The organism is Paraglaciecola hydrolytica (genome assembly GCF_001565895.1).
Taxonomy (GTDB): domain Bacteria; phylum Pseudomonadota; class Gammaproteobacteria; order Enterobacterales; family Alteromonadaceae; genus Paraglaciecola; species Paraglaciecola hydrolytica.
Genome location: NZ_LSNE01000009.1, coordinates 430,451 through 454,024, shown reverse-complemented (window position 1 = coordinate 454,024; position 23,574 = coordinate 430,451). Strand labels below are relative to the sequence as shown.

Annotated in this window: 23 protein-coding genes; 3 read left to right on the top strand and 20 right to left on the bottom strand. The window is 41.8% G+C overall.

The features are described 5' to 3' along the window. Positions 1-137 precede the first annotated feature (137 nt). The 3 genes from AX660_RS17755 (at position 138) to AX660_RS17745 (ending at position 2,679) form a co-directional block, all read left to right on the top strand. Complete coding sequence (locus AX660_RS17755) at positions 138-1,016, top strand: class I SAM-dependent methyltransferase (protein WP_068379725.1); 879 nt, start codon at positions 138-140, stop codon at positions 1,014-1,016. A 178-nt stretch (positions 1,017-1,194) separates the two neighbouring features. After that, positions 1,195-1,959: a TylF/MycF/NovP-related O-methyltransferase gene (locus tag AX660_RS17750; RefSeq protein WP_068379722.1), complete on the top strand. Its 765-nt coding sequence runs from the start codon at positions 1,195-1,197 to the stop codon at positions 1,957-1,959. Further along, positions 1,960-2,679: a phytanoyl-CoA dioxygenase family protein gene (locus tag AX660_RS17745; protein ID WP_068379719.1), complete on the top strand. Its 720-nt coding sequence runs from the start codon at positions 1,960-1,962 to the stop codon at positions 2,677-2,679. Here AX660_RS17745 and AX660_RS17740 read toward each other — a convergent pair. From AX660_RS17740 to AX660_RS17645, 20 genes are all read right to left on the bottom strand, one after another. Continuing rightward, complete coding sequence (locus AX660_RS17740; RefSeq protein ID WP_068379716.1) at positions 2,662-4,914, bottom strand: N-acetylneuraminate synthase family protein; 2,253 nt, start codon at positions 4,912-4,914, stop codon at positions 2,662-2,664. The two genes, AX660_RS17745 and AX660_RS17740, sit on opposite strands and share 18 nt — an antisense overlap. A gap of 85 nt (positions 4,915-4,999) precedes the next feature. Further along, positions 5,000-5,656: a TylF/MycF/NovP-related O-methyltransferase gene (locus tag AX660_RS17735; RefSeq protein WP_068379713.1), complete on the bottom strand. Its 657-nt coding sequence runs from the start codon at positions 5,654-5,656 to the stop codon at positions 5,000-5,002. Positions 5,657-5,738: 82 nt separating this feature from the next. Further along, positions 5,739-6,416 carry an acylneuraminate cytidylyltransferase family protein gene (locus AX660_RS17730; RefSeq protein ID WP_068379711.1) on the bottom strand — a complete coding sequence of 226 codons (678 nt, stop codon included), beginning with the start codon at positions 6,414-6,416 and terminating at the stop codon, positions 5,739-5,741. Positions 6,417-6,491: 75 nt separating this feature from the next. Continuing rightward, on the bottom strand, positions 6,492-7,493 hold the full coding sequence (locus AX660_RS17725; RefSeq protein ID WP_068379708.1) for a hypothetical protein: 1,002 nt from the start codon (positions 7,491-7,493) through the stop codon (positions 6,492-6,494). Positions 7,494-7,566: 73 nt separating this feature from the next. Further along, positions 7,567-8,334 (bottom strand): methyltransferase domain-containing protein, encoded by a 768-nt coding sequence (locus AX660_RS17720; RefSeq protein WP_082768985.1) that lies wholly within the window; start codon positions 8,332-8,334, stop codon positions 7,567-7,569. 38 nt (positions 8,335-8,372) lie between these two features. Next, positions 8,373-9,578: a capsular polysaccharide export protein, LipB/KpsS family gene (locus AX660_RS17715; protein WP_068379698.1), complete on the bottom strand. Its 1,206-nt coding sequence runs from the start codon at positions 9,576-9,578 to the stop codon at positions 8,373-8,375. A gap of 3 nt (positions 9,579-9,581) precedes the next feature. Further along, the gene (locus AX660_RS17710; RefSeq protein ID WP_068379695.1) at positions 9,582-10,499 is read right to left on the bottom strand and encodes a nucleoside-diphosphate sugar epimerase/dehydratase; all 918 of its coding nucleotides are present in this window, start codon (positions 10,497-10,499) and stop codon (positions 9,582-9,584) included. A 20-nt stretch (positions 10,500-10,519) separates the two neighbouring features. Continuing rightward, positions 10,520-11,605 carry an iron-containing alcohol dehydrogenase gene (locus AX660_RS17705; RefSeq protein ID WP_082768984.1) on the bottom strand — a complete coding sequence of 362 codons (1,086 nt, stop codon included), beginning with the start codon at positions 11,603-11,605 and terminating at the stop codon, positions 10,520-10,522. Then, complete coding sequence (aepY, locus tag AX660_RS17700) at positions 11,605-12,729, bottom strand: phosphonopyruvate decarboxylase (RefSeq protein WP_068379693.1); 1,125 nt, start codon at positions 12,727-12,729, stop codon at positions 11,605-11,607. The genes AX660_RS17705 and aepY overlap by 1 nt, the downstream gene beginning before the upstream one ends. Then, the gene (aepX, locus tag AX660_RS17695) at positions 12,729-14,030 is read right to left on the bottom strand and encodes a phosphoenolpyruvate mutase (protein ID WP_068379690.1); all 1,302 of its coding nucleotides are present in this window, start codon (positions 14,028-14,030) and stop codon (positions 12,729-12,731) included. Before aepX ends, aepY begins: the two co-directional genes overlap by 1 nt. Positions 14,031-14,105: 75 nt before the next feature. Further along, a complete protein-coding gene (locus tag AX660_RS17690) occupies positions 14,106-15,305 on the bottom strand; it encodes an acyl-CoA reductase (protein WP_068379687.1) in 1,200 nt (399 codons plus the stop codon). Further along, complete coding sequence (locus AX660_RS17685) at positions 15,302-16,420, bottom strand: LuxE/PaaK family acyltransferase (protein WP_235594775.1); 1,119 nt, start codon at positions 16,418-16,420, stop codon at positions 15,302-15,304. The genes AX660_RS17690 and AX660_RS17685 overlap by 4 nt, the downstream gene beginning before the upstream one ends. A 1-nt stretch (position 16,421) precedes the next feature. Further along, positions 16,422-17,876, bottom strand: a complete 1,455-nt coding sequence (locus AX660_RS17680; RefSeq protein WP_082768983.1) for an AMP-binding protein — start codon at positions 17,874-17,876, stop codon at positions 16,422-16,424. Positions 17,877-17,922: 46 nt separating this feature from the next. Continuing rightward, positions 17,923-18,165 carry an acyl carrier protein gene (locus AX660_RS17675; protein ID WP_068379684.1) on the bottom strand — a complete coding sequence of 81 codons (243 nt, stop codon included), beginning with the start codon at positions 18,163-18,165 and terminating at the stop codon, positions 17,923-17,925. A gap of 25 nt (positions 18,166-18,190) precedes the next feature. Continuing rightward, on the bottom strand, positions 18,191-18,757 hold the full coding sequence (locus tag AX660_RS17670) for a GNAT family N-acetyltransferase (RefSeq protein ID WP_068379681.1): 567 nt from the start codon (positions 18,755-18,757) through the stop codon (positions 18,191-18,193). Next, complete coding sequence (pseG, locus tag AX660_RS17665; protein WP_082768982.1) at positions 18,750-19,805, bottom strand: UDP-2,4-diacetamido-2,4,6-trideoxy-beta-L-altropyranose hydrolase; 1,056 nt, start codon at positions 19,803-19,805, stop codon at positions 18,750-18,752. The genes AX660_RS17670 and pseG overlap by 8 nt, the downstream gene beginning before the upstream one ends. A gap of 25 nt (positions 19,806-19,830) precedes the next feature. Next, the gene (gene pseI, locus AX660_RS17660) at positions 19,831-20,883 is read right to left on the bottom strand and encodes a pseudaminic acid synthase (protein WP_068379678.1); all 1,053 of its coding nucleotides are present in this window, start codon (positions 20,881-20,883) and stop codon (positions 19,831-19,833) included. Continuing rightward, positions 20,876-21,964 carry a glycosyltransferase family protein gene (locus AX660_RS17655; RefSeq protein WP_068379675.1) on the bottom strand — a complete coding sequence of 363 codons (1,089 nt, stop codon included), beginning with the start codon at positions 21,962-21,964 and terminating at the stop codon, positions 20,876-20,878. Before AX660_RS17655 ends, pseI begins: the two co-directional genes overlap by 8 nt. Next, positions 21,957-22,676: a pseudaminic acid cytidylyltransferase gene (gene pseF / locus AX660_RS17650; protein ID WP_068379672.1), complete on the bottom strand. Its 720-nt coding sequence runs from the start codon at positions 22,674-22,676 to the stop codon at positions 21,957-21,959. The genes AX660_RS17655 and pseF overlap by 8 nt, the downstream gene beginning before the upstream one ends. Next, the coding region (locus tag AX660_RS17645) for a DegT/DnrJ/EryC1/StrS family aminotransferase (RefSeq protein ID WP_068379669.1) at positions 22,673-23,574 on the bottom strand (902 nt) is incomplete at its 5' end. The genes AX660_RS17645 and pseF, both read right to left, overlap by 4 nt.

Genomic DNA, 23,574 nt, shown 5'->3' with positions numbered 1-23,574 from the left:
TGTATAGTTTTTAATACCAAATAAATATTATTACTTAATTCGGCTCTAATTAAATTGGTTCAGGGCGATAATATTGTTATCTATTGTCAGGTCAGACTAATAAAAATAAACCGTTGAAGGTAATTGGAATCCAATAAATGACAAATTTAATCAGAACACAACTTAACTCTCTTGGCATCTGTGACGAAAGTTCGATTGCTCCATACTATCCTAGGGTACGAGATCGAGATGATATTGAAGTACTCAAATGCAATAAGTCTGGTGTGATATTTTTGTCATCCTCTAACCATATGAATTTAAATCATTACGAAGAAAAAGATAATTTTAAATATTGGGGAGCTGAAGATAGGCTTAATGCGTTAAAAGCTTGTAGTGAAGATAACGAGAGAAGGACGCAGCAATTTAAAAATATTGTAACACGCAAGAAATGGCTGGATGTTGGAACTGGAGCGGGTGGAATTCTCGATTTACTAACTCAATATGCGGCTAGTACCTATGCGGTAGAACCACAGACAGCCTCTAGAAACGTGCTCAACGATATGGGTTACACGGTTTTTGAAACGATTGACAGTGTACCCTTTGACGATATCGACATTGTGACCTTATTTCATGTTTTTGAGCATTTTACGGCTCCGTTGGAGAGCCTTAAAACAATCCATAGCAAAATGAATAAAGGAGGCAAAATTGTATTGGAAGTACCACACGCCAACGACTTTCTATTATCAAAATTGAATTTAGAATCTTTTAAGGCTTTTACTTTCTGGAGTGAGCATTTAATTTTACACACCAGAAACAGCTTAAAAATCTTCCTTGAACAAGCAGGCTTTAAAGATATAACGATAAGCGGTTTTCAGCGTTACCCTTTGGCTAACCACCTTTATTGGCTTTCACGTTCCAAACCCGGTGGTCATAACGAATGGGCACAGCTCAGAACTACTGAGTTAGAATCCGCTTATGCAAACATGCTGGCTGGCATCGACGCAACAGATACACTGATTGCAGTTGCGTCCGCGTAAAAACATAAATGTATTACGTGACCTAATCAGTATGAAGAATTCTTTGCTATTGCCGATACACATTAGACTTGGTATGCCAAACATGCATATGTAAGCTTTAGATTTAAATGCAAGTGATTTCAGTACGTAATTCATTCATCGCAACAATTTTAAAATACATTTCAGCGAGATTGGCTCTATGCAAAAGACTACCGATAATATAGAAAAAACCAGAAATACCGAAAGCCAATTATCTTGGTATGAAAGACGGTCTGAAACAATTGATAGTTTGATGATAAAACCTCACCAGATTGCCGATACCCTACCTGTGTTTAGTACTCGTCAGCATATGACCCGGTTTATTGAAACATATGAATATTGGAATCTGGTCAAAGACATTCCCGGTAATATAATTGAGTGTGGGGTTGCCGGTGGGAATTTTCTAATGGCGATGGCGCATTTTTCTTCTATTTTCGAACCCCATCATTACACCAGAAAAATAGTAGGATTTGACACATTTGAAGGGTTCACAGAGCCTTCTACTGAAGATAAGTCCTCCTCCGCAGCACATATGAAAGCAGGTGGTTTGCATTATGACAGCTTCGATATGCTGCAATCAGCTATTGAAATGTTTGATGGCAATAGAATGATCGGCAACATCCCAAAAGTATTGTTAAAAAAAGGGGATATCTCTGAAACCTTCCCTAAATATTTAGAAGAACATCCTGCATCTACAATTGGCTTATTACATCTGGATTTGGATCTCTATAAACCAACCAAAGATGCTATAAAACTCGCATGGGATAGAATGGCAAAAGGTTCAATATTGATTTTTGACGAACTTAATCACGATGATTACCCGGGCGAAACCATAGCCATACGTGAAGTATTGGGTCTTGAAAATGTGGAACTCAAAAGAGTGTGGTGTGCTTCTATGGCTGCTTATTGCCGCAAAGGATATTAAGTGAAAATGACTTACCTTGAAAACAATCCCAAAGGCTATTCAATCGAAAAATGGGACAGCGCAGATATAATTAATACATCTCAACAGTTTTTATTTGACCAGGTTGCTTGTTATTCGGAACAGCAATTTTCAAAAAAACTGATTGACGAAAGAAAGCAAAATAGCAAGCTACCCGCCTTAGTCGCTGACAATTTTATGAACTCATCTGAATTCGCAAAAATTATGTCTTCTGAGTCAGTCGTCGAATTTTCAGCTTCCCTTTTAAAATGCGCAACAAAAGACGTTGTTATTGCCTTCCCCCACTTCAGACTGGATTTACCAACACATTTCACAGAAGATCAGGTGCGTCTTAATCTTCCGTGGCATCAGGAGGCAGGCTACTTTCTTGAAAAGGGCAATTGCTCTGTTAACAGTCTTGTTGTGTCGACTCCTGTATTTAACTGCACTGAGTCTGATGGAGCGTTAGTTGTTGGCCCATTTTCTCATACTGATGGCTTAGCCGAACACAAATCAGTATTTATGGATCAAATAAATAAACGACACAAACGTGTCATTTGTTCCGCTCCAAAAACCTACGAAGTACTTGAAACCCTAGAGGGTCAATCTCAGGTAATTACTTTTCTGACCAAACACAGAAGTGGAATAAATAAGAATTCAGGTGTTCGCTGCACTCTGCTTTTTAGGATATCCGACAAAAACGACTTATTGCACAACCTCTGATTCTAGTTTTTCAAATGCATCCCAGAAGCCTTCGCCATGATTTTTATGACCCTGCCAGATTTCTGGGATCCATGAAGCATCACTGCAATGTTCATTCATTAATTGAAATATTTGTGCAAAATTAATCTCTCCTTCACCAATCTGCAAACCTTCGTCATCAACTCCAGCAGCATCAGCAATATGAAGGTGTCGTACATATTTTCCTATACGTTCAAAAAAGTCTGCGATTTTCCAGTGGTATTCATTACACGCCAGCCAACTATGTGATACATCCAAACACACTTTTAAATTATAGCGTTGGCAAACTTGTTCAATCTCATCTGGGTCAACAAAAAGATTGTGGTAACGCTGCCCACCAAAATGCCATGGATAAGGCGGCATGGTCTGGATCATAAACTCAATATCTTGCAAATTAAGTTGTGACAAACTTTCAACAAATAATCCATATCGTTGTTGTTTTTCATCCGCATTTAAAAAGTGATCACTGGAAAACCCACCAACATTTACAACAACAGGCACAGTTTGGCTGGCAGGATAAAACACTTTTAATTTTCGCACTAAATCAAATACCCGATTTAAATGTCCTATTGATAAAGCCCTGTAATCTTCATCGATACTGGCTAAATCCAACAGATGATCACCTTCAAAGAGCTCAGGAGCATGCACAATCAACTTCTGGGATCTGCATTCAACCACATAGTCTTGTGGGTTTAATAATAAATCTTTATAACTAAAGTGATATTCCACCACTTTAAAATTAGAACGCAGTGATAAGGCCACATCGTGGTATCGAACAGGAATACCAAATGGTTGAGTAAACCGGTAATTTCTGGATAGTTGCTGTGACTTTTCATTGATATCGCTGGGAAACAAAAACTCGCCTTCTTTAATATCCCTTACTGCCGGACGGCCAATGAGTTGATCCATATAATAAGGAGCTAATCCTTTGCCAGGGCTTTTTACTGTCAACATGCCAGCTTCAATCTTACAACCTTGCTGAATGGGTTTCTGCGCCACGATACTCTTAGCAAGATTTTCGCGATTCATCATCTCACCTTGTGACAATTTACGCGGAGTATCCTCACCAAAAGCTAATTCAATCTGACGAATTGCCTGTACCATTTCTTTAAATTCTGCAGGTAACAAACTTACCTTATGATCGTTGCCTTCCTGATTTCGATCTAGTGTGAAATGTTTTTCAATGACCCTTGCCCCCATTGCCACGGCAGCAACCGCAACGTGGATCCCACGCTCATGTCCTGAATAGCCTACTGGAGCATTGGAATACTTCTCTAAACGCGGTAAGTAATTCAGATTAATATCTTTAAATGGTGCAGGGTAAGTCGAATTACAATGCAACAATACAAAACGGATACCTTCTGAACGCAATAAATCAGTGGCAATTCTGATTTCATTTTCAGTTGCCATGCCCGTCGAAACAATTAACGGCAAACGTTTTTTTGCTAAATATTTAAGTAATTGATGATTGGTTAAATCTGCTGAAGCTACCTTAAAAGCAGAAATGCCCATTTGTATTAGTTTATCAGCGCTTTCTTTATCAAATGGTGTACATAGCGGTATAACACCTTTGGTTTCACAATATTTAATGATCTCAGCAAATTCAACGTCTTTTAGTTGAAACTTACTTAGGAGATCCAATACATACTGTGAACCAAGATCTTCATCAAAGGAATTTGAATTGCCTTGATTAACATAGAGGTTTTGCAAGTCCCTCATTTGAAACTTAACGCAATCGGCGCCCGCTTGGGCGGCTTCATCCACCAGCCTTTTAGCGGTAATTAAACTGCCATTATGATTATTACCTATCTCAGCAATGATAAAAGTGGCGCTCGATTTACTGATCGCATAATTGCCAATGGTAATCACGCCTGTATGGCGAGAAGCAATCGCTACGACTTTGGCCCGATTATCTAATAAAGGAACGTAACGAACGCGGTCGTTGATGTGCTCTTCAATAATGGAAAAATCGGTATCTTCCAGGAAAGACTGACAGTTGGGGTTCATTACCTCCTGGACACTGTTATTAAGATTTATCTGTGCCTGCTCTAATACCCAGCGACGAAAATCCCCATCAGTAAATGCACCACGCAAACGCCCGTGGCTATCAACTACAAACAATATTTGTAGTTTATTCTGATTTAATTTTTCTAATGACTTGGTGATAGTTTCATTAGTTAAAACCAGATATTTCGATATTTCTTTATCTACAACCACATTTATCCTTTTTAAGCAGCACTTAAGCGGCTACAGAACAGGTATTAAGTCACAATTAGAATGAATATATATCGGCCGCAAATAATTAAATCCGAATAAAACAGGGAATATGTGAGATAGGTAGCTTTTCTACTTTGGCGTGATGATTAAAAAACTCATCTACCGCTCTGGTTTCACCTTCTACTGTACCGTAATCATCCAAAACTATGATTCCACCAGGAACCATACGTTTTACCATTTCTTCCAGAATCACTTTACTGGGTTGATAAACATCAACGTCGATATGAATTAACGCCGCTTTTGTTTCAGGTCTTGCTGCAATAAATTCGGGCAGAGATTGCAGAATATTGCCTTCGATCAGTTCAATGTTAAGCAGTTTTTTAGAATCCAAACATGCCATGAGTTGAGCTTTAGAAATAGGTTGACCAGCCACCTCGGCAAACATATCGATAAAACCATTATCCAGATCACTGTCAGTTTTAGGAAAAGACGTAAAAGTATCAAAACCGTATATTTTTCTTGAATAAGGAGATTCAAGCAGTTCACGAAATGTTGCAAAGCGTATAAGCGAACAGCCTTTATGTACACCAAACTCAAATATATGCCCCGGTAAATGCGTAATTAATTTATACAACTCATAGTGAGCTAAGAGCTTTCCCATTCGGCTGGGATGCGAAGTGATATAGAAACCATTTTCATATTCAAATGGATTATCCATCTGATAATCAAGAATTTTTTTCATATTATAAACCTAAACCAAAGCTGACAAAGCACGCAAAATTCTGAGTTAAACCAATAACATTTTTTTACGTGAACCTGCTTTTTTATTTAATTATCAGAGATTGAAACATCGCCCGAGCAAGCGTCAAATCATATTCCGAATCAATTTCAGTAGCCGAGTATTCATCCATTACATACATACTCACTTTGCCACCTAAACGGTTTCCCAGTTTTTTTAGCACCCAGGGCTTAAAGATATATATCGACCCATTTTCCATATACTGAATGTCCATATCCTGTCGTCTGGGTCTGTGGTTAAAATCATAATTAATTGATTCAGCACCGTTTGCAGTCTTACGCCATAAAAATCGGTGATTGGTCACAACAGATAATAAAGAATCGCTGTCTTCTGACTTTATAATATCAATCGCAGCGTCGATGTCTGCAGAGCTTCTAAACGGCGAGGTACATTGCAAAAACACCACATAATCAACATGCTGGTTTTTCTCAATTTCGTTTAATGCGTGTAACAAGGCCGATTCTGAACTGGCTGTATCACCCGACAAAATTTCCGGTCTGACAATGACCTGACTCCCCGCTTCACTGGCAGAGTCTGCGATAATCGGATCATCAGTACTGACATAAACTTCGCTAACATATGCTGCTTGCTTTGCTTGCTCAATACTATGAGAAATCAAAGGTTTACCACCCAAAAGTTTGATATTTTTGTGTGGAATACCTTTTGAGCCGCCTCTGGCTGGGATAATGGCTACAATATTCATATTTAACAATCAACTTCATTCAAAAGACTTAGCAAGACAAAATGAGGCAGTAAATTAAAATACTCCATATTACTGCTATCCACGATGAAACTCGGAAACTGGTCTACATGGTAGAAACGCTGCTAGGAGAGAATTCGGGTTTGCCACATACATTTGAATCCCCATAGGGCTTAGTATTTCAATTTGTAAAATTTCCAAGTATTCTACAATAGTAAAGTTGCCCAAATGTTTAGCGACACTGGAGCAAGCGGTTGCATGTTTCCCGTCTGGACTCATGACATATTTTAATTGTTTATTAATTGATTTCCTAAATGCTGATGCCGTGGCATAAGCTTCATTTTCAGCACCGTCCCAAAAGTAACCGGAATCAGTCAGGTCAATACCAACTAAACATATTTCCTTTACACCTTGCCGAGCACAATAATTGATTACCGTATCTAAATTAGACATTTGGTGACACAAACGCCAGCTCTCTTTACTTCCATCAAAATACTGTCGGACGATATCAATAAGTAAATTTTTATTAGTGGTTTTGATTTTATCTGTCATATAAAAATAGGGCTTAATACAACTTGCATCAGAGTCAAAATGTCCCTTGATAAAAACACTTTTTCCGTTGAGAAAAACCTTAGAATTTTTTTTCGCTTCATTATTAAGCAGATAGGTATAAAACATGTTTCTGGCTTCAGGGTTACTTATGTATTCGCAAAAATACATATTTGGCACAAAATCATGAATATAAAAATTATTTAGGCCTATAGAGAAGCTTTTTCCTACTTTTTCCCAATCTGAAATTGACAGATTATTAATACTCGCCCCACATCCTAGAATATATGCCTTTCCCTGATGTTCCTCACACATGATTTTTCCGTCGAACACCCTCTCGCCAGCGGATGATATTTCTTCCCTAAACTTTGCCGAAAGATATTGGTCCCAGAAAAACTGAGATAGAAATCCTAAATTTGATAACGATCTCTTTTTTGTTAACAAAAAAATATAAGCTTTAAATTTATAAATTTTAAAAAGCCACGGAGCATAATATTTGTATAGGCCTTTTTTAAACTTTAAATCGATCATAATAGGTAAGATTCTTTAAATAACATCGAATTAATTTGACTGACAAAATTGAACATACAGATCCATATTATCTTCAATTTACTAACCAATTGAGTTCAAAAATATCACCATCAAAAGGATCGTCATTGGCTTTTGGATAGAAGTTAAGATTTTCTGGTAAGTAGTCTCTTAAAAGTCGGATATCACCTGAATCATAAGCAACCTTATCCAGTACATTGATAGTTTTCTTATTTAAAATAATGCTGATGTTGTAGCCATAGCGAAGGATACTCGCCTTGCTACAATCAAACCCAGCTAAAACAAGTTGATAAAGTAATATTCCCGCATTCCACAGCGTAACATGCCCTCCTACTATAGTATTTTTATGAGGGGGAACAGTAATAGCTAAAACGCCTCCTGGAACAATCAAACTATGTACTTTACGTAAAAATAAATGGGGATTTAGTTGGTGTTCTAAAATATGCGAACACCAGATGCAGTCAAACTGCTGATCAAACGTAAAGTCATTGAAGTTTGCAACAATCGTTTGTAATTTTTTAACATTTTGCTGTCTGTCGAAGTAGATAGACTTTCCATAATCTAAGGCAGTCACTTGTTTGCCATGCTTAATAAAAAGATCCGTATGGTGCCCAGCACCAGAACCAATATCTAACACAGTTTCAAAATTATAATCGTTTAGCAATTTTTGCATGCCTTGTCCGGAAAACTGCAAGTGTCTAAATTCTTCTTGGAGCTCTGGGAGATAGCTATTATTTGCATAGTGCGGGCTTAATTTATCTCCACAATTACTGCAAAAATTATCTCTTTGCGAAACCTCTCGTTTACATTGACTACAAAGCATAAAGTCCTCGCTTATAGAAACTAATTGTCACAGATAATCTAACCATTTACCCGACTAAAGCTATAGCGATCTAACCAATACTTTAGGTTATTTTCAGATACAGGGACTTGCCTATCCACCATAGCTGCAAATAACTTGGTTAAATTATTTTGATGACGCGACAACAACGATAGCCCTTCGGTAATAATATCGACACCCGCCAACGCTGCTTCATATAGGGTACTGGAGGTAATGCCATGTACATGCTTAGCGTGTTGCAGCAATACAAGAAAAGGTTCATCCGAATGATGTTTGCCACGATAATTATAGGTGTGCTGCTTGGGATCTTTAGGGTGGGCTTTAAACATGATTTTCTGGCTCGTCGGATAATAATTAACAATATAATCAATAAATTCCTGCATGCCATTAGTAAAGCGGCAGCAGTTGATAATATTGGCATCGTCCGGCACTTGTAAGGGTACTAACACATAATCTGCAGATTGATGGCGGTATCCCTGTAAAAAGCCACTTTTGACTTGTTCCAGCTTGCCAAGATGTTGCTCATCCACCCAAGACAAATCATCATCCATTAATGAGCAGTGCTGATTAACCCCTTTTTTGTCTAGATAATAATGTTGAGACTGTGGGAAAAATCCATATTCTATATAGGTCGGGTTAATACCTTGCAACAAAGGGTCGGCAATACGATAAATATCTCTTTGGCCTCCCCAGATAAAAGTCGCTGCTGCAAATCGATAAGCATCGGAAGAATACAACATCAGTGGACAAAGCGAACTAACCGTGTAGCCGCGCTGGTTAAAATATTGCCTGAACTGAATTAGATGCTGCCAGTGCCGCTTAATGCCTGCGCCATGTTCAATCAGCAAGATCCGTTTTTCACTTTCGATGTTGGCCAGTTTACGCTCGTTCAAGTAAGGATCAGCAATCCAGATCTGTTCTATATTATCAGCGCCAGAGGCGGCTAATAATTGAAGTTGTTCAAGCTGGTAGGCGCTGACACTAGTCCCCAGAAGAATGTTTCCAACAGCGTTATCCGGACTTAGCCATGGGTATCCCAGATTAGGTAAATCGCCTCGTTCAATGCGCGCTTCACTTTCCAGCATACCGCTTATTTTGCCGTGATATTTGTTTATTAAATCACGAGCAAAACCGCCACTGCCAAATAACATCGCAGGTTGCAGTGGTAAATTATCAGGTGATACCACAACAACTTTTTTTAATAGACTTAATAGTGTTGGCGACATATCTCAGTGTTGTTCCAAGATGGCTTCAGCAGAGTGATTAGCGGTCTTAATATCGTTAAATTCAACGTCTCGCAGGTTGGCATAATCACTTAACTGAATATCTTTTTTGGGTACTTGCCAGTCACCGTATTGGAAGGTCAGGTAATTGGCATAATCAAATGGCACCGGAATGGTACAATCTTGCCAGTTGATATACTCGACCGAATCAAAATGTTGGCGCGGTGAAAACCACATACCCAAACTCGGCATATGCAAAGATAAGTCGTCTTTCACCTGTCTAAAACACAGTGAAGTGGTAAATTCGATTAATTTCTGTTGTGGATCGGTAAACTTTAACCACATGCCAGTGATTTCGCCCTGGCCACTTTTAGCTTTAAAGATACGCCATTTGAGCTTGCTATCACTTTCTTCAACAAAACGCATTAATAAACGTTCAACTTCTAGCGCATAACCATCTTTAATCGAAAAATCAATATCATCATCCCATTGAATAATGTCTTTCTCGCGGACTAAGCCCAACAAGGTACCAAAGTCAGCGACTAGTGGAATGTCCATATCTAGCGCCAGTGCAGCAATTTTTTTTACAATTTGGCGCCCCAGTGCCATGCCATCAGGTTGGACAAAAGGGGTGATCTTTTTGAGTTTGTTTTTTTCTGGCAATAATACTTTGGAGTCAGGTACAGCAAGTTCTTCTAACAGTTGTTTTTGCACCGCCAAGGCCCACTGGGTGGTAATAACCACTTGGTCAAATTGCAGTGTATTGATTGAGGCAGGGGGATAAATCAACAAACCATGATAATGTTTGCCATGTTTAGCCTGATCGTTATCTAAAAAGCCAACAAATTCTCTTTGTTCTGCGGTGTTTTCCATATAGACAAGAGCACCAGGGCCAGCACCAAACAATAACGTGCGAATTTTCATGATACCTTCCTAACTAAAGCCTACAGCGCTGCTGAGATATGACTTTGGGTAATCAATCTACCAACCAAAGCAGCATGAATTTCTAATATAAAGTTACTTGCTCTGGCTGGATCTAAGGCTGGATCAAATTGTTCGAGTAAAATCTGCCAACTAACAAATTTGGCCATTTCACTATCCAGAGCAAGGGATTTAAGTAAATTTAATACTTTATCGACCAACGCCACCGATAAGTTTAATTGCTCTGATCCTACTTCTTTGATAATAGCCGCCAAGGTAAAACTACAGGCCAGACCGTGAGGCACGCCATAAGCGGCGGTTAGCGGGTAAGATATTGCATGGGCAATGGCGGTACGGGTCTGGCAAATAGCCAGCCCCGCTAAGGACGCAGCACGTTGCAAAGTCTGGCGCGCAGCAAAATCATCACTTTGTTTGAGCACTGCTGGCAAGGCCTGACAAATAGCCTCAATCGCCTGAACGGCATAATCTGCACTGCTTATAGTGCGGTTTTTATTCCACAATGATTCTAGGGCGTGAGACAGTGCATCTAAAGCGGGATATAAAGTTTGCTGATGTGGCAAGGATAAAGTCAGGCTGGCATCTAAGATAATCTTATCCGCACTGATACCCACTAATGAATATTTTTTAACGGCGGCACTGTCCCAAACAGTAGAAAAAGGCGTGACTTCAGCACCGGTGCCAGAGGTCGTTGGAATCGCAATAAGATGCAGATTATTGACTGGATTGCTCGACGCGAGTAACTCCATCAAACTTAAGTGAGGTTGCGATAACATCGCACACAATACCTTGGCACTGTCGATCACCGAGCCACCACCAAGTGCGATAATATTGCTGATCTCATTTTGCTGATACCGCTGCGCCCAGCGTTGTAAATCAAGCAATTCGGGATTGGGAGTGATCTCGTCGCATAACAGCACGCAATCAGTCGGCAAACGATCAAGAACTTTTTGGCTCAGACCTCGACGGGTAAAACCGGCGCTGGTTATTATCAGGGTATTACCGGGGGGCAGTAAATCAGTCAACAGTGAGATAAAATCATCTGTCTCGCTGATATTAAATTGCTGTTGGATTTGCTGCCAATGCATCATCACAGGCTACCAGTATGGGACATAAAAGCCTGTTTGTTTTCAATCGGTGTACTCGTAGGTCGGCCCAGATCATCCCGCGAACCAATGGCGATTTTAACTTCCAACATCACCGGTCCATTACTCGCACTGACTTGCGGCCAAATGGCTTGTAGAGCGGTTTCATCATCCACACACCAGTAGGCTTTATAACCACTGGCTAGAGCGATTTGTCCGATGTCAATTTTGCCTGCAATAGTAGGTTGCCCGCCCACCGATTCATGGCTTTGATTATTTAAAACAATATGCACTAAATTAGTTGGGCCATGGCAACCAATAATGGGCACAGCGCCCAGATGCATTAACATTGAGCCATCACCATCAATGGCAATGACTCTTTTATCTGATTTTGCTAATGCCACTCCTAGGGCAATAGATGAAGTATGCCCCATGCCACCCACGGTTAAAAAATCACTGCACAACTGACCTTGTGACTTACGGAGCTCAAAAACTTCACGGGAAGTTTTACCGGTTGTGGACACCACCACATCACTCGGGGCAAACATATTCAACAAAATGCCTAAAGCCTGTTCACGTTGCATTTTATAAGCTGAAGTAGTCTTGCTCTTACTTTTGTAAGCTGCAAAACAATCTGCGCGGATAAGCAGGGCCACAGGACGGTTTTGTGCTGTCATGGTGTTTAACAAATTGGGTAAGACATGAGTGAGATCAGAACTGCTATCCAACACCACATAAGGAATATCCAATATCGCTAATTGCTGCTCGGAAACTTGCCCCTGTTTGACGTGCTGGGGTTCGTCTTTAATACCAGGTTCACCGCGCCAGCCCACCACCAATAACATGGGAATACTGTATACCTGAGGATCAGCTAAAGAGGTAAGAGGATTGATGGCATTGCCCAAACCGGAGTTTTGCATATACACCATGGCCGCCTTACCCGAGCCCAAATAATGGCCAGTTGCTAAAGCGACTGCATTACCTTCATTGGCGGTGATAATGTGCTGACTGGCAGCAAAGTTATCATCCACATAGGCACAGAGGTTTTTTAATAAGGAATCCGGCACACCACAAAAAAAATCGATGCCGTGGTTTAGCAAAATGTCACAAAACTGCTGTGGCTGGATCACTATTTTCCTCCGGGTATCAATTCAAGGATTTGTTTGATGGGCATCATCAGTTTGTCCACTTCGGCAGAGCGACCATGTTGCAATATAGACTGAGCGGTATTAACCATGGCTGGATAAGCACTGCGTAATAATTGGTTAGCGTAGATCACCACGTTTACGCCTTTTTCTTGCAACTGCGATTCGTATACTGAATTAAAGCTGGATGGCACTACAACCAAGGTTTTTTTGTTGTCGATTTGGCTGTAACGATCACAAAATTCAAAAATTTCATCGGGGGATTTTTCACGACTGTGGATCATAATGCCATCGGCTCCGGCGTTTAAAAATGCTTGCGCTCGTTCCAATGCGTGATCGATCCCCTGCCCCAATATTAAACTTTCAATTCGGGCAATGATCATAAAATCATTGGTCGCCTGAGCGGCTTTTCCAGCTTGAATTTTAAGGCTGAAGTTTTCGATGCTGTCCTGAGTTTGTTCAACATCAGTACCAAACAGCGAATTCTTTTTAAGACCGGTTTTATCTTCGATGATCACTGCGGATACACCGAGTCTTTCAAGGGTTTTTACGGTAAAAACAAAATGCTCGGTTTTACCACCCGTATCACCGTCATAAATAATCGGTTTAGTGGTTACTTCGAGCACTTCGTTTAAGGTGCCCATACGTGAAGACACGTCAACCGCTTCAATGTCCGGTTTACCTTTAGCTGTGGAGTCGGTCAAACTGCTGCCCCACATGCCATCAAATTCCTGCATTCCTTGCTCGGTTTGCACTTTGGTATTTTCGATGATCAAACCCGACAAGGCATTATGGATATCCAAAAAGCGTAACAAAGGCTTAGCCGCTAACAAGCGTTTTAAAGATTTCAAGCGAATTTGCGGAGTGGTGCCAATTTCTTTCATCGCACGATGTAACTGGGTAGACGAAATACCTTGGGTATAAGTCACTTCGACTAACTCACCGCCCCACTGGGCTAAACAATCAATTACCTTCTGGCGAGTTTTTTTCTGCACACCTTCGCGCCAATCATCACCATGCACCACATAATCAGGTTTAAGTAATTCAAGGTTAGGCGAATAATCTAAGGTGGTTTGTGCCACCACCCTATCAACGCCTTTAATGCTTTCAATCACAAGTTTGCGTTGTTCAAACTCCATAAAAGGCACACGTTTGTAACTGGCAATGGCCTGATCGGTTAATAAGCCTACTGTGACCGAACCGAGTTTGGCTGCTTCTTTGAGGATATTAAGATGGCCCGGATGAACCAAATCTGCACTCATGCCGACATAGACTACTTTTGACATTGTATTTTATTTCCAAAAATGAATTTTATGCTTCTGTTAAATACTCTGTTAAATGACAGCTTGAACAGAAACCCTTTAACTAATCTCGATAACTCTGCTCAATAAGCGTGGTAGATCATAACCATCCCAGTTCAGTGAAAAGTCCAGCGCACTCCCCACAGTAACGAGTCTGTCTAGTCCATTTATCGACGGCTGGGCTACAAGCTTTAATAATGCTGGTTTGTCGACCTGCCAATAACTCAGGGTTTGCAGCTTAACATCCAGCAGTTCTGCCAGCTCATCAAGCTGATTTAAATTTTTGATTAAATACAAACCACCACCTAAATGCCAGTCTAAAAACTCAGCTTTAATGTGTGTGACGGGCAAGGCACAGATATGTTGTTGCACCAAAGTTTGTGCGGCTAAACCTGTGCTTTGTATCATTTGGCACACTACTAAATGGTTATTAAATTTTTGCAGTTCTGGATTTTGCTGAGCTGCCAGCTTGTTTATTTGCGCAAAGACTTCTTTTTGTTTATCAGTATTACCTAACCAGAAGATTAACCGAGGGGACGAACAGGCTTGCTGAGCATGAGGTTTGGTATCACGCCAGAGTAGCTCGGCCAATTTTTCTACTTGGCTTAGCTCATTTAAAGCATCACCGTTAATTAGCGCCGCCGAATAACGATCGGCAAAACTAATATCCCGACAACGTGGTTTGCTAGCTAAAGCGCGAATGGCCATAACACTGGCATCGCCGCCCCAGATAACACGAGCGTCGGCCAACAGGGATAACTGCGCACTGCAACTTGATCCTTTGTCGTAGCTAACAAATAGATTACGTTTGGCGATTTCGCTAAATTTCTCTTGGGCAAACAAGACATTAAGGGTATTGAGTAAGCTATTTTTAGCATCCGACTCGGCGCTCGCTACCCGCACGATATTGTTATTACCCATTAACAAAGAGCACACCCAGCTATACACAAACATGCTGTCGACATTGGCGGGAGTAAAATGCAGCACCACACCAAGGGCTTTATGTAAACCCTCGGCTTGCTGGCTAGAGAGCTGCTTAATATGGGCACTTCGCAACCAAAAGCCCAAAGCAACGAGTTCAGGCTGCAATTTAGCTGCGCTTTGCTTAAGTAGCTGTTTTGACAAGGCATCGATAAAAGCCAGAACCTCGGACGAAAACGGCATAAAGGGTGTCGCGTCAACACAGTCAACGACTGAGTACCCGTTGTCGGGGGCCAATATGTGTAAACCTTTGATATTCTGGCTCATGTTGTTACTCATACTGTGGCTCCGGCTTGGGTATCACTACAGCCACGCACTTCTGTTTTAGGCAGACGCCCGTCGATGCTTATGGTTTTTCCTAAGTGTCCACAAGGGCAAGTATCAATCTGTGTCACTCTGCCCATATCTTCGGTGAGTAAACTAAAACCCGGATAACTGGTTGGCAAGGCAGACAGCACTTGTATGATCCCCTGCTCGCCAATGCCACATACCGACATATCGTAAGGGTTGCGCACAATCACGTCGGCCAGTAAGGGCGCATGTAAATGTCCATGGGAACATTCTACAAAAATAGTACCCACCTGCTCGGCCATACCATAAAAGTTATGTACTTTTAGCGCGCCAATCCGTTGTTTAATTGCCGCCTTAAAAGTGACGTTATCGACTTTCTGCGCTTCGAGTTTTTTCCAACCACCGCTGTGTAATACAATGGCTTGGCTTAAATCGAGCTGTCTATTTTGTTGTTTAAGGGCTTGAATAAAATAAGCCCACAACATAAAAGTAAAACCAAAAATCAATACTGGCTGCTCGTGATATTTTTCACAAAAAGCCTCTATCACCGGCCAGTTAGGCTGCATGTTGTCATCCAGCGCATAAGCATGATCACGACCAAAAAAGGCCAAACCTTGAATACCTGCCGCCCGTGCGCTGAACTTAGGATCTTTAACGATATTGGGTGAATCAATGATCAACATGGGTAAACGCTGTTTGCCTATAGTGCGCTGCAAAATATTGACTAAAGTTTTGGATTGCCTGGCGCTGGTATCTTTATCTAGAATCACCTGCGCTGCGGTCTGACTAGTCGTGCCGGACGACTGTAATACCTTAAAAATGTCTTCTGGCGCAATGCTACTCAGTTTAAGTTGTTTAAAAAGTCTGACCGCTAAAAAGGGTAATGCATCTACGTTTGTAGCAGATATTTGTTGCTCGTTGGCTGCAACAATATTTTGATATTCGCTGCAATGTTGCTGATGATGTTGATGTAAAAAATTGAACAAGGGCAACAAATGTTGTTCTTTTTGCTCCTGAGTTAACAGCGTCGGATCTTGTCGCATTAACTCACTTAATGCCAAGTCATAGTCCGCTTTTTTGTTGTTTGTCATCGCTAAGGGCATATCAATCGTCCAGCATCGTTAGCACAGCCGGATAGTCCTTTTTACCATTATTGGTTAAAGGTAGCTGCGCTACTGGTTTGATATTGATTACGTTGTGATTAATTTGCAACTCCCTGCTCAGCCACATTTTTAGTTCATTGATATCAATATGCTGTTGGGCGACAACGTCATTTGTAAGTGCCACCAGCAACTTAGTATCATCGCCTAGGCAATAACACTCAAGGCCTTTATTAGCCAACAGAGTTTCGACTTCATCTAGATTGATACGCAAACCAAAAAGTTTAATAAAACGTTTTATTCGACCACAGATAACATAGTCACCTTCGCTATCCCGATAGGCAATATCGCCGGTGGCAAGTTCGTTTAAGGGTGTAAACTCAGTCAAGTCGCTTAAGCAATTGGCGTAACCCAACATAATGTTAGTCCCACGATAAATCAGCTCTCCACTTTCTTCAGGCTGAGTAATCAACTCACCATGCTCATCGTGCAAACTAAATTGCCCTCCAGGAATAGCTTGGCCAATGGCGTGAGGTTTAGTCTCACATAATTCACTTTTAAGGTAAGCCATACGTGCAGTGGCTTCGGTTTGGCCGTACATCACAAAAAACTGTTTGTCGTTGGCGTTAGCGTAACGAGCAAGTGGCTGGATTTTATCCGCTGCCAACTTACCACCGGCCTGAGTAAAATAACGCAAACTGGGCAAATCCATGCGCTCAAAGCGCAGGCGTAACAACATCTCATAACTCTGCGGCACACCAGCAAAGCTGTTGATATTATGCTGTTTAAATAACTGCCAAAATTCACGGCTGACTAACGAATGTTGGTTAAATACGATGCAGGCACCGACTAACAAATGGCTGTTAAGCACCGACAAACCGTAAGAATAATAAAACGGCAAGGTAGTGATGGTCTTGTCGCTGGCTAACAACGGCAAATATTCAACAATAGACAGGGCATTAGCCTGCACATTATCGGCACTTAAACACACCTGTTTAGCCGAACCTGTGCTGCCTGAGGTTGATAATAACAAGGCCAGTTTTGACTCTAAAACCAGTGGTTTACTATGGCATTGCTCAATAGTCTGCGAGTCGATGAGCAGATTAGGCTGGTAGCTTGCAATCAGTTTATCGAGCTTAGATTGGTCAATATCGGGGTCAAGCAACAACACAGCATGGCGGTTTTGCAAGGTAGTTAAATAAGCGACTAAAGTAGCAATATTATTATGCGCTTTGAGGAAGATAAGCTGTTTTTGCGGACTATTTGTCTGCTTGTTTATTTGATTTAGTTGCTGGCTAAATTCTGCACAACGCACCTGCAACTGCTGGTAACTGACTTGCAACTCACCTTCGATAGCAGCCGGTGCCTCGCCGTAGCGCGCTAGATTATCAAAGAAAAACTGAGAAACAGGCATAATATCCGTCGTGGCTGATCGAGGTTCGTTGTTGTTCAAAAACATAACACTGCAACGTATCAGCAGCGCCTGATGACTCGTTAAAACCTAACTAATTAAAATCGATTTCGTATTTTGCCAAAATAGCTTTAGCTTGGGCAAAAGAACTCATATCAATAATATCGTCAGTATCGAGCATTAAGTTAAATGCATTCTCAATTTCCGCGATTAGGATCATGTGGGCGGTAGAATCCCACTGCGGGATACTGTTATAGGTCAGAGTATCACTAACTTGTTGTGGCTCTATACCCAAACTCTCGGTAAAGGCCTTGCTCAGTTTTTCCAAATTTTGCATATAAGTCTCTTATTATTCTTGAATACTAACTTCTGGCAGGCCGATTTAATAAAGCCTTTAGCCCATGAGTATGATGCTGATAATCGGCTTGATTAAGTCTGATTTCAACTAATTCGGCTTGTTTTTCAATTTGATAGCCCAGTTTAGTATTGTAATTTAAAGCAGCCAAATTATCGGCTTTAACCACTGCCAGCAAAGCTTGTACGCCTAGTACCTCAAAACAATAATCGTTAAGCACTAACGTTGGTGCGAAGGCTAAAATATTGTTGCGATAACGGTTATCGGCGATATACAAACCAGGCTCGATCACTCGGGCATTATCTAAAGTTTCACCCTGATAATAGGCTTTGATATTGGCCACACCTATGGCTTCGTTTTTATAAAAAATCACAAAATGCTGTTGGCTAAAGTCGCGGCTAATTTTTTTAAACCACGCCTGTTGTTGCTCTGTTGAAATACTTTCTTGCGACAACATAAACTGGGCGACCGAGGGATCATTGCGCCACTGGCGGATCATCTCCAAGTCATCTTGGGTAACAGCATCAAGCCTGACCTGATAGCCTTGCAATTGTGTCAGTAATTTATTAGGCATGGTTAGTCTCAACTCGCTTTAAGATCTCAGTCACCACACGCTCTGCCCCTGCAGTATCAGCATATTGCCCTGCGGTTTGAAACATCTGTTCTAACAATAAGTCTTGTTGCCATAGTTGCAAGGTTCGTTGCGCCAGCTCGGCGATATCAGGCTTGGCACAATAATCTATTGCCTGACACCAACCTTGTTTAGCTGCGGCTTGCGTGGCATTGCGCTGATTAGCCGCCACTATCACTAACAAGGCCGGACTCTGGCAGGCAAGTAACTCAAACTGACTACCACCCGCGGCCGAAATCACTAATTTGGCCTCACCAAATAACTGCGCCATCTGTTGGCAGTTTTGCAAATGTTCCACTTGCAAGTTTGTCTGTGTTAAAAAAGCCCCTAGCTCAGCGTGATGTGCATAAGCACCGCCGGTAGCGAGTTTAATCTGGTGGCTAAATTTATGTTGTTCTAAAGTCTGTAAGATTTGCAAACTTACATTAAAAGGATCGCTACCGCCCATCACCACGACCAAACCATCACGTTCAGCCCAAGGCAAACAATAGTCCTTTTGCACAAATTCACGGCGTAAGATCCGATACTTGTCACCCAAACATAAACTAGCTTGAGGGGCTGTACTTTGATACTCCAAGGCATCAGCATTACTGGCGCTGTTGATCACTAAATCACAATATAAATCGCCAGAATTATTCATGTCATCAAACAAAACAAACACGCTGGGAATACTCGAAAGAGCCTGACGATAATCAGCATCAAACTGATAACCGTCGAGCGCAAGCACATCAACTTGCTGACGCTGGCAAAAATCACTTAACCATTGTGGCTCGGCTTGTTGTGGTAAATCAGCGGGTAAAATCACGATGTCGCCTACCCAATCCGTGCGGCTTTTGGCGAAAGGCTTTGATGCAGCCAACATAACAAAAATTATTGCCTTAACCGCTGGGTGTTGATCTAATGCCTGTGCTAAGGCCAGGCAACGTAACAGATGCCCCATGCCCATGCTACTACTGGCATCAACCCGAAATACCACCTTAGTTATTAACACTTACAATCCATCTTGCGACTGCATATTAGGCTATCCACTGCCAGCTCAGCGCTGTGCCTTTTTTAAGTGCTGTTTTAGCTGTTTTTCCGATGACGGAATCCCAGTGTTTAGGAGCCAGACCAAAGGCAGGCCTGACGATACGTAAGTTGTCTGCGCTAAATATTTCACCGGCTTGCATGTCTTTAGCGACATAAATAGAACGACGATATTGTTTGGATTTTTCTTCGGCGACGGTGCCACCATAAACGACTTGCCCCATAGCGAGTTGCGCTCGCGCGGTTTCTGTCACTAAGGCCGTGAGTTCGTGAGGCTCTAATGAAAACGCGGCATCAACCCCACCGGCACTGCGATCCAGTACAAAATGCTTTTCTATCACTGTCGCACCTAAAGCCACAGCAGCAACCGATACGCCTATGCCAGCCGTGTGATCAGACAAACCTATTTGACAGCCAAAAGCCTGAGCTAAATGGGGGATGGTCAATAAATTAGTATTGGTCGGCTCTGCCGGATAGGTGCTAGTGCACTTGAGTAAAATAATGTCTGAACAACCCGCTTGTTTAGCTGTAGTGACGGCTTCTTCGATTTCACTCAAAGATGCCATGCCGGTCGACATGATCAGTGGTTTACCCTTGGACGCAGCTTTGCGAATAAGGGGTAAATCGGTTAATTCGAAGGAGGCAATTTTAAAACAGGGCACGTCTAAGTCAACGAGAAAATCCACTGCTGCTTCATCAAAAGGTGAACTAAAGGCCAACATACCCAAGGATTTGGCCTTATCAAATAATACCTTGTGCCACTCATAGGGCGTGGCGGCTTTTTGATATAAGGCATGGAGTTTCTCACCGTGCCACAGGCTGTTTTGTTCTTTGATTACAAAGTCGGCAGTATCCACATCCAAGGTCATGCTATCTGCGGTATAGGTTTGCAATTTAATTGCGTGAACACCGGCTTTAGCTGCAGCTTCAACCATGGCAATAGCTAAGTCTAATTGCTGACTATGATTACCACTAAGCTCAGCAATAATAAACGGAGTATGGCTAGGCCCAATAGTGATGTGGCCAAGTTGAATATCAAGCATGCTGGGTATCTTCATCTGAATCTAACAAAATAGCTTCTATGTTATCGGCCAACAACCAAGGATCATCACAATTGCATTCTTTAGGAGAAGACAGTTGGGTAAAAGCCAGTGCGCCTGCATTATTGTCCCCATGCACAGGGCAAGGTGGTGTCGGATCTGTCGCAAAGTCAGGCATAAATACTTTGGGTTCAGTAGCGCCACTGACCAATAAACATGGGCAGCCTACAGCATCAGCCAGCCATTTATTGGTGCCAGGCTTGGCAACCATCAGATCACTGCCGTTTAATAGGATCAAAAAATTGCTCACTGAGTTATTTGTTTCTTTGTCTTGTATAACGGTAAAACCTTTACTTTGTAAGGCTAATCGCAGGGCTTCACTATGGGGATACAAATAGCCATCTTCGGATTGCGACAAACACAAAGCCACCGTTTTATCTTTGGCGGTTTTTTTATCGTTTAGCGGCGCTTTAGTTTGAACTGCAGCCAAAGTTATTGTTGTATCCATTAACAAGCCAGAAAAACCACAGCATTGCTTAAGATAAAACTCGGGATAACCACCATCTGGCAAATAGTCACTCTCCCACCAGTTTGTATGCCAGCGGCTCATGGTAAAAAAACTGCTTGCCATATATGCACTGGTGACGTTGACATAGTCAGCCTGCAAACTTTGGTCACGTACTTGGCTAAGCATTTGTTCTATAGAGATAGACAGATAATTGCCACTCACCGGTTCGCCAGCATCTTGCAAAAAACGGCTGAGAAAACATGGCATAAAAGCCGTATCTAAATTAACTATTTGTTGGTAGGCCTCACCAATAATGGTTTCAGCTAAGCCTAAAAACACCTCCATCGCTTGAAAAAAGTCATCGGGCCATAGATCGAGTACTTTGATGGTAGTGTCGGGTTCTGCTAATTCGATGATGACTTTACCCTGAGCAAAAGTTAAAAAATGAATGTCGGCTTGCGGAAATTTTTGCCTAAAAAAGCGTAAGGCAGGCACACCTATAGCGGCCACATCACCTTCGTTTAACATGCGGATCAGCAGAATTTTTTCAGGCATATTTAGGTTTACATCATTCATTATTGCTACTGACCTTATTGTTTTTGGTGCTCATATAGGCTTGATACATCAGTTCTGCCCGTTGCCAATCCTCGGCGCTATCAATGTCTTGCACTAAGTATCGAGGTAATACAATCGGAATAGCATCTTCGCTAAACATCTTTTTATTACTCATAAAACCAACACTGCGCCCCCAATAAAATTGCCCTGCATCATGCAAAGCTTCGGGCAGGTCTTGTGAGCGCTTAGCAATATATTCGGGATACAGCGGAGCCACACCCGAGCCTTGTTTTATCAAGGCTCGCTGCACCGGAAAAGCAAATGTGGTACAGGAAAACGCAAACGCTTTGTTGTTATCTTCATTAAGTTGGGTAAAACCTTGTTGTAAATACTTCGCCTGCAAAAATGGGGCGGTGGCATAAATACAGCAAGTATATTCAGGCAAGGTAAAGTGCTCGCGACAATATTCTATGGCGTGACGAATTACCGGTGTGGTACCGGTAAAGTCATCGGCTAATTCGGGTGGGCGAATAAAAGGTACTTCGGCGCCATAAGAAAGCGCCACTTCGGCGATTTGTTCATCGTCAGTGGATACCCAAATTTTATCAAACAAACCAGACTGCTGAGCGGCTTGAATCGAATAGGCAATTAAGGGTTTGCCCGCAAACTCTTTAATATTTTTATGGGGGATACGTTTACTGCCGCCCCTTGCAGGGATCACCGCGAGTTTCACGCGCGCCTCTCAAGTAAGACTTGACGTAAACTGGAAATGACTTGAGCTTGTTGTTCTTCAGTCATGCTGGGAAACAGGGGTAAGGTCAGCGCATGGTGATAGAAGTGTTCTGCTACTGGAAAATCACCCGCTTTAAAACCTAAAGCTTGATAATAAGGCTGCAAATGAATGGGGATGTAATGCACATTTACCCCAATACCTAATTCATGTAGGTGTTTATATACTGCTAAGCGGTCATGCTGGTTTAATTCAACCATATACAAATGCCAAGCACTATCTTGATAACTTTCTTCACAGGGCAAAGTTAAGGGTAAATCTGCTAGTTGTTGTTTATAACGAGCTGCCAGCATTCGGCGTTTAGCCACAAATTGATCAAGTTTTTGAAGTTGAGTGATCCCCAGAGCAGCATGTAAATCACTTAAACGATAGTTATAACCCAACTCCACTTGTTGATAATACCAAGGGCCATCACTCTCGCCTTGCATCAAAGCCGGATCACGGGTGACACCGTGTTTGGCAAAAAGCTGTAGTTTGGTGAAATAAGCAGAGTTGTTTGTAAGCACCGCGCCACCTTCGGCGGTAGTAATGGACTTAACCGGATGAAAACTCAGCACAGTTAAATCTGAATATTCACAGCAACCGATTTTGCGCCCCACATAATCGCCACCCAGTGCATGGGCTGCATCTTCAATCAGTACGATGTTATAAGTAGAAGTGAGTTTGTGGATGCTCTGCATATCGCAACTTAAGCCAGCAAAATGAACCACAATCAAGGCTTTAGGTAATTTTTTTTGTTGTGCCGCGAGCTGTAATTTTTGCTCAAGGGCAACCACATCAATATTACGGGTTGCAGCATCAATATCGACAAAGTCTACATCGGCCCCACAAAAACGGGCGC

What these genes read in the sequence shown, in the direction of transcription:
- AX660_RS17755 (WP_068379725.1), top strand. Translation starts at nt 138, where the DNA reads ATGACAAATTTAATCAGAACACAACTTAACTCTCTTGGCATCTGTGAC.
- AX660_RS17750 (WP_068379722.1), top strand. Translation starts at nt 1,195, where the DNA reads ATGCAAAAGACTACCGATAATATAGAAAAAACCAGAAATACCGAAAGC.
- AX660_RS17735 (WP_068379713.1), bottom strand. Translation starts at nt 5,656, where the DNA reads ATGAAAAAAATTCTTGATTATCAGATGGATAATCCATTTGAATATGAA.
- AX660_RS17730 (WP_068379711.1), bottom strand. Translation starts at nt 6,416, where the DNA reads ATGAATATTGTAGCCATTATCCCAGCCAGAGGCGGCTCAAAAGGTATT.
- AX660_RS17725 (WP_068379708.1), bottom strand. Translation starts at nt 7,493, where the DNA reads ATGATCGATTTAAAGTTTAAAAAAGGCCTATACAAATATTATGCTCCG.
- AX660_RS17720 (WP_082768985.1), bottom strand. Translation starts at nt 8,334, where the DNA reads ATGCTTTGTAGTCAATGTAAACGAGAGGTTTCGCAAAGAGATAATTTT.
- AX660_RS17715 (WP_068379698.1), bottom strand. Translation starts at nt 9,578, where the DNA reads ATGTCGCCAACACTATTAAGTCTATTAAAAAAAGTTGTTGTGGTATCA.
- AX660_RS17710 (WP_068379695.1), bottom strand. Translation starts at nt 10,499, where the DNA reads ATGAAAATTCGCACGTTATTGTTTGGTGCTGGCCCTGGTGCTCTTGTC.
- AX660_RS17705 (WP_082768984.1), bottom strand. Translation starts at nt 11,605, where the DNA reads ATGATGCATTGGCAGCAAATCCAACAGCAATTTAATATCAGCGAGACA.
- aepX (WP_068379690.1), bottom strand. Translation starts at nt 14,030, where the DNA reads ATGTCAAAAGTAGTCTATGTCGGCATGAGTGCAGATTTGGTTCATCCG.
- AX660_RS17690 (WP_068379687.1), bottom strand. Translation starts at nt 15,305, where the DNA reads ATGAGTAACAACATGAGCCAGAATATCAAAGGTTTACACATATTGGCC.
- AX660_RS17685 (WP_235594775.1), bottom strand. Translation starts at nt 16,420, where the DNA reads ATGCCCTTAGCGATGACAAACAACAAAAAAGCGGACTATGACTTGGCA.
- AX660_RS17680 (WP_082768983.1), bottom strand. Translation starts at nt 17,876, where the DNA reads ATGTTTTTGAACAACAACGAACCTCGATCAGCCACGACGGATATTATG.
- AX660_RS17675 (WP_068379684.1), bottom strand. Translation starts at nt 18,165, where the DNA reads ATGCAAAATTTGGAAAAACTGAGCAAGGCCTTTACCGAGAGTTTGGGT.
- AX660_RS17670 (WP_068379681.1), bottom strand. Translation starts at nt 18,757, where the DNA reads ATGCCTAATAAATTACTGACACAATTGCAAGGCTATCAGGTCAGGCTT.
- pseI (WP_068379678.1), bottom strand. Translation starts at nt 20,883, where the DNA reads ATGCTTGATATTCAACTTGGCCACATCACTATTGGGCCTAGCCATACT.
- AX660_RS17655 (WP_068379675.1), bottom strand. Translation starts at nt 21,964, where the DNA reads ATGAATGATGTAAACCTAAATATGCCTGAAAAAATTCTGCTGATCCGC.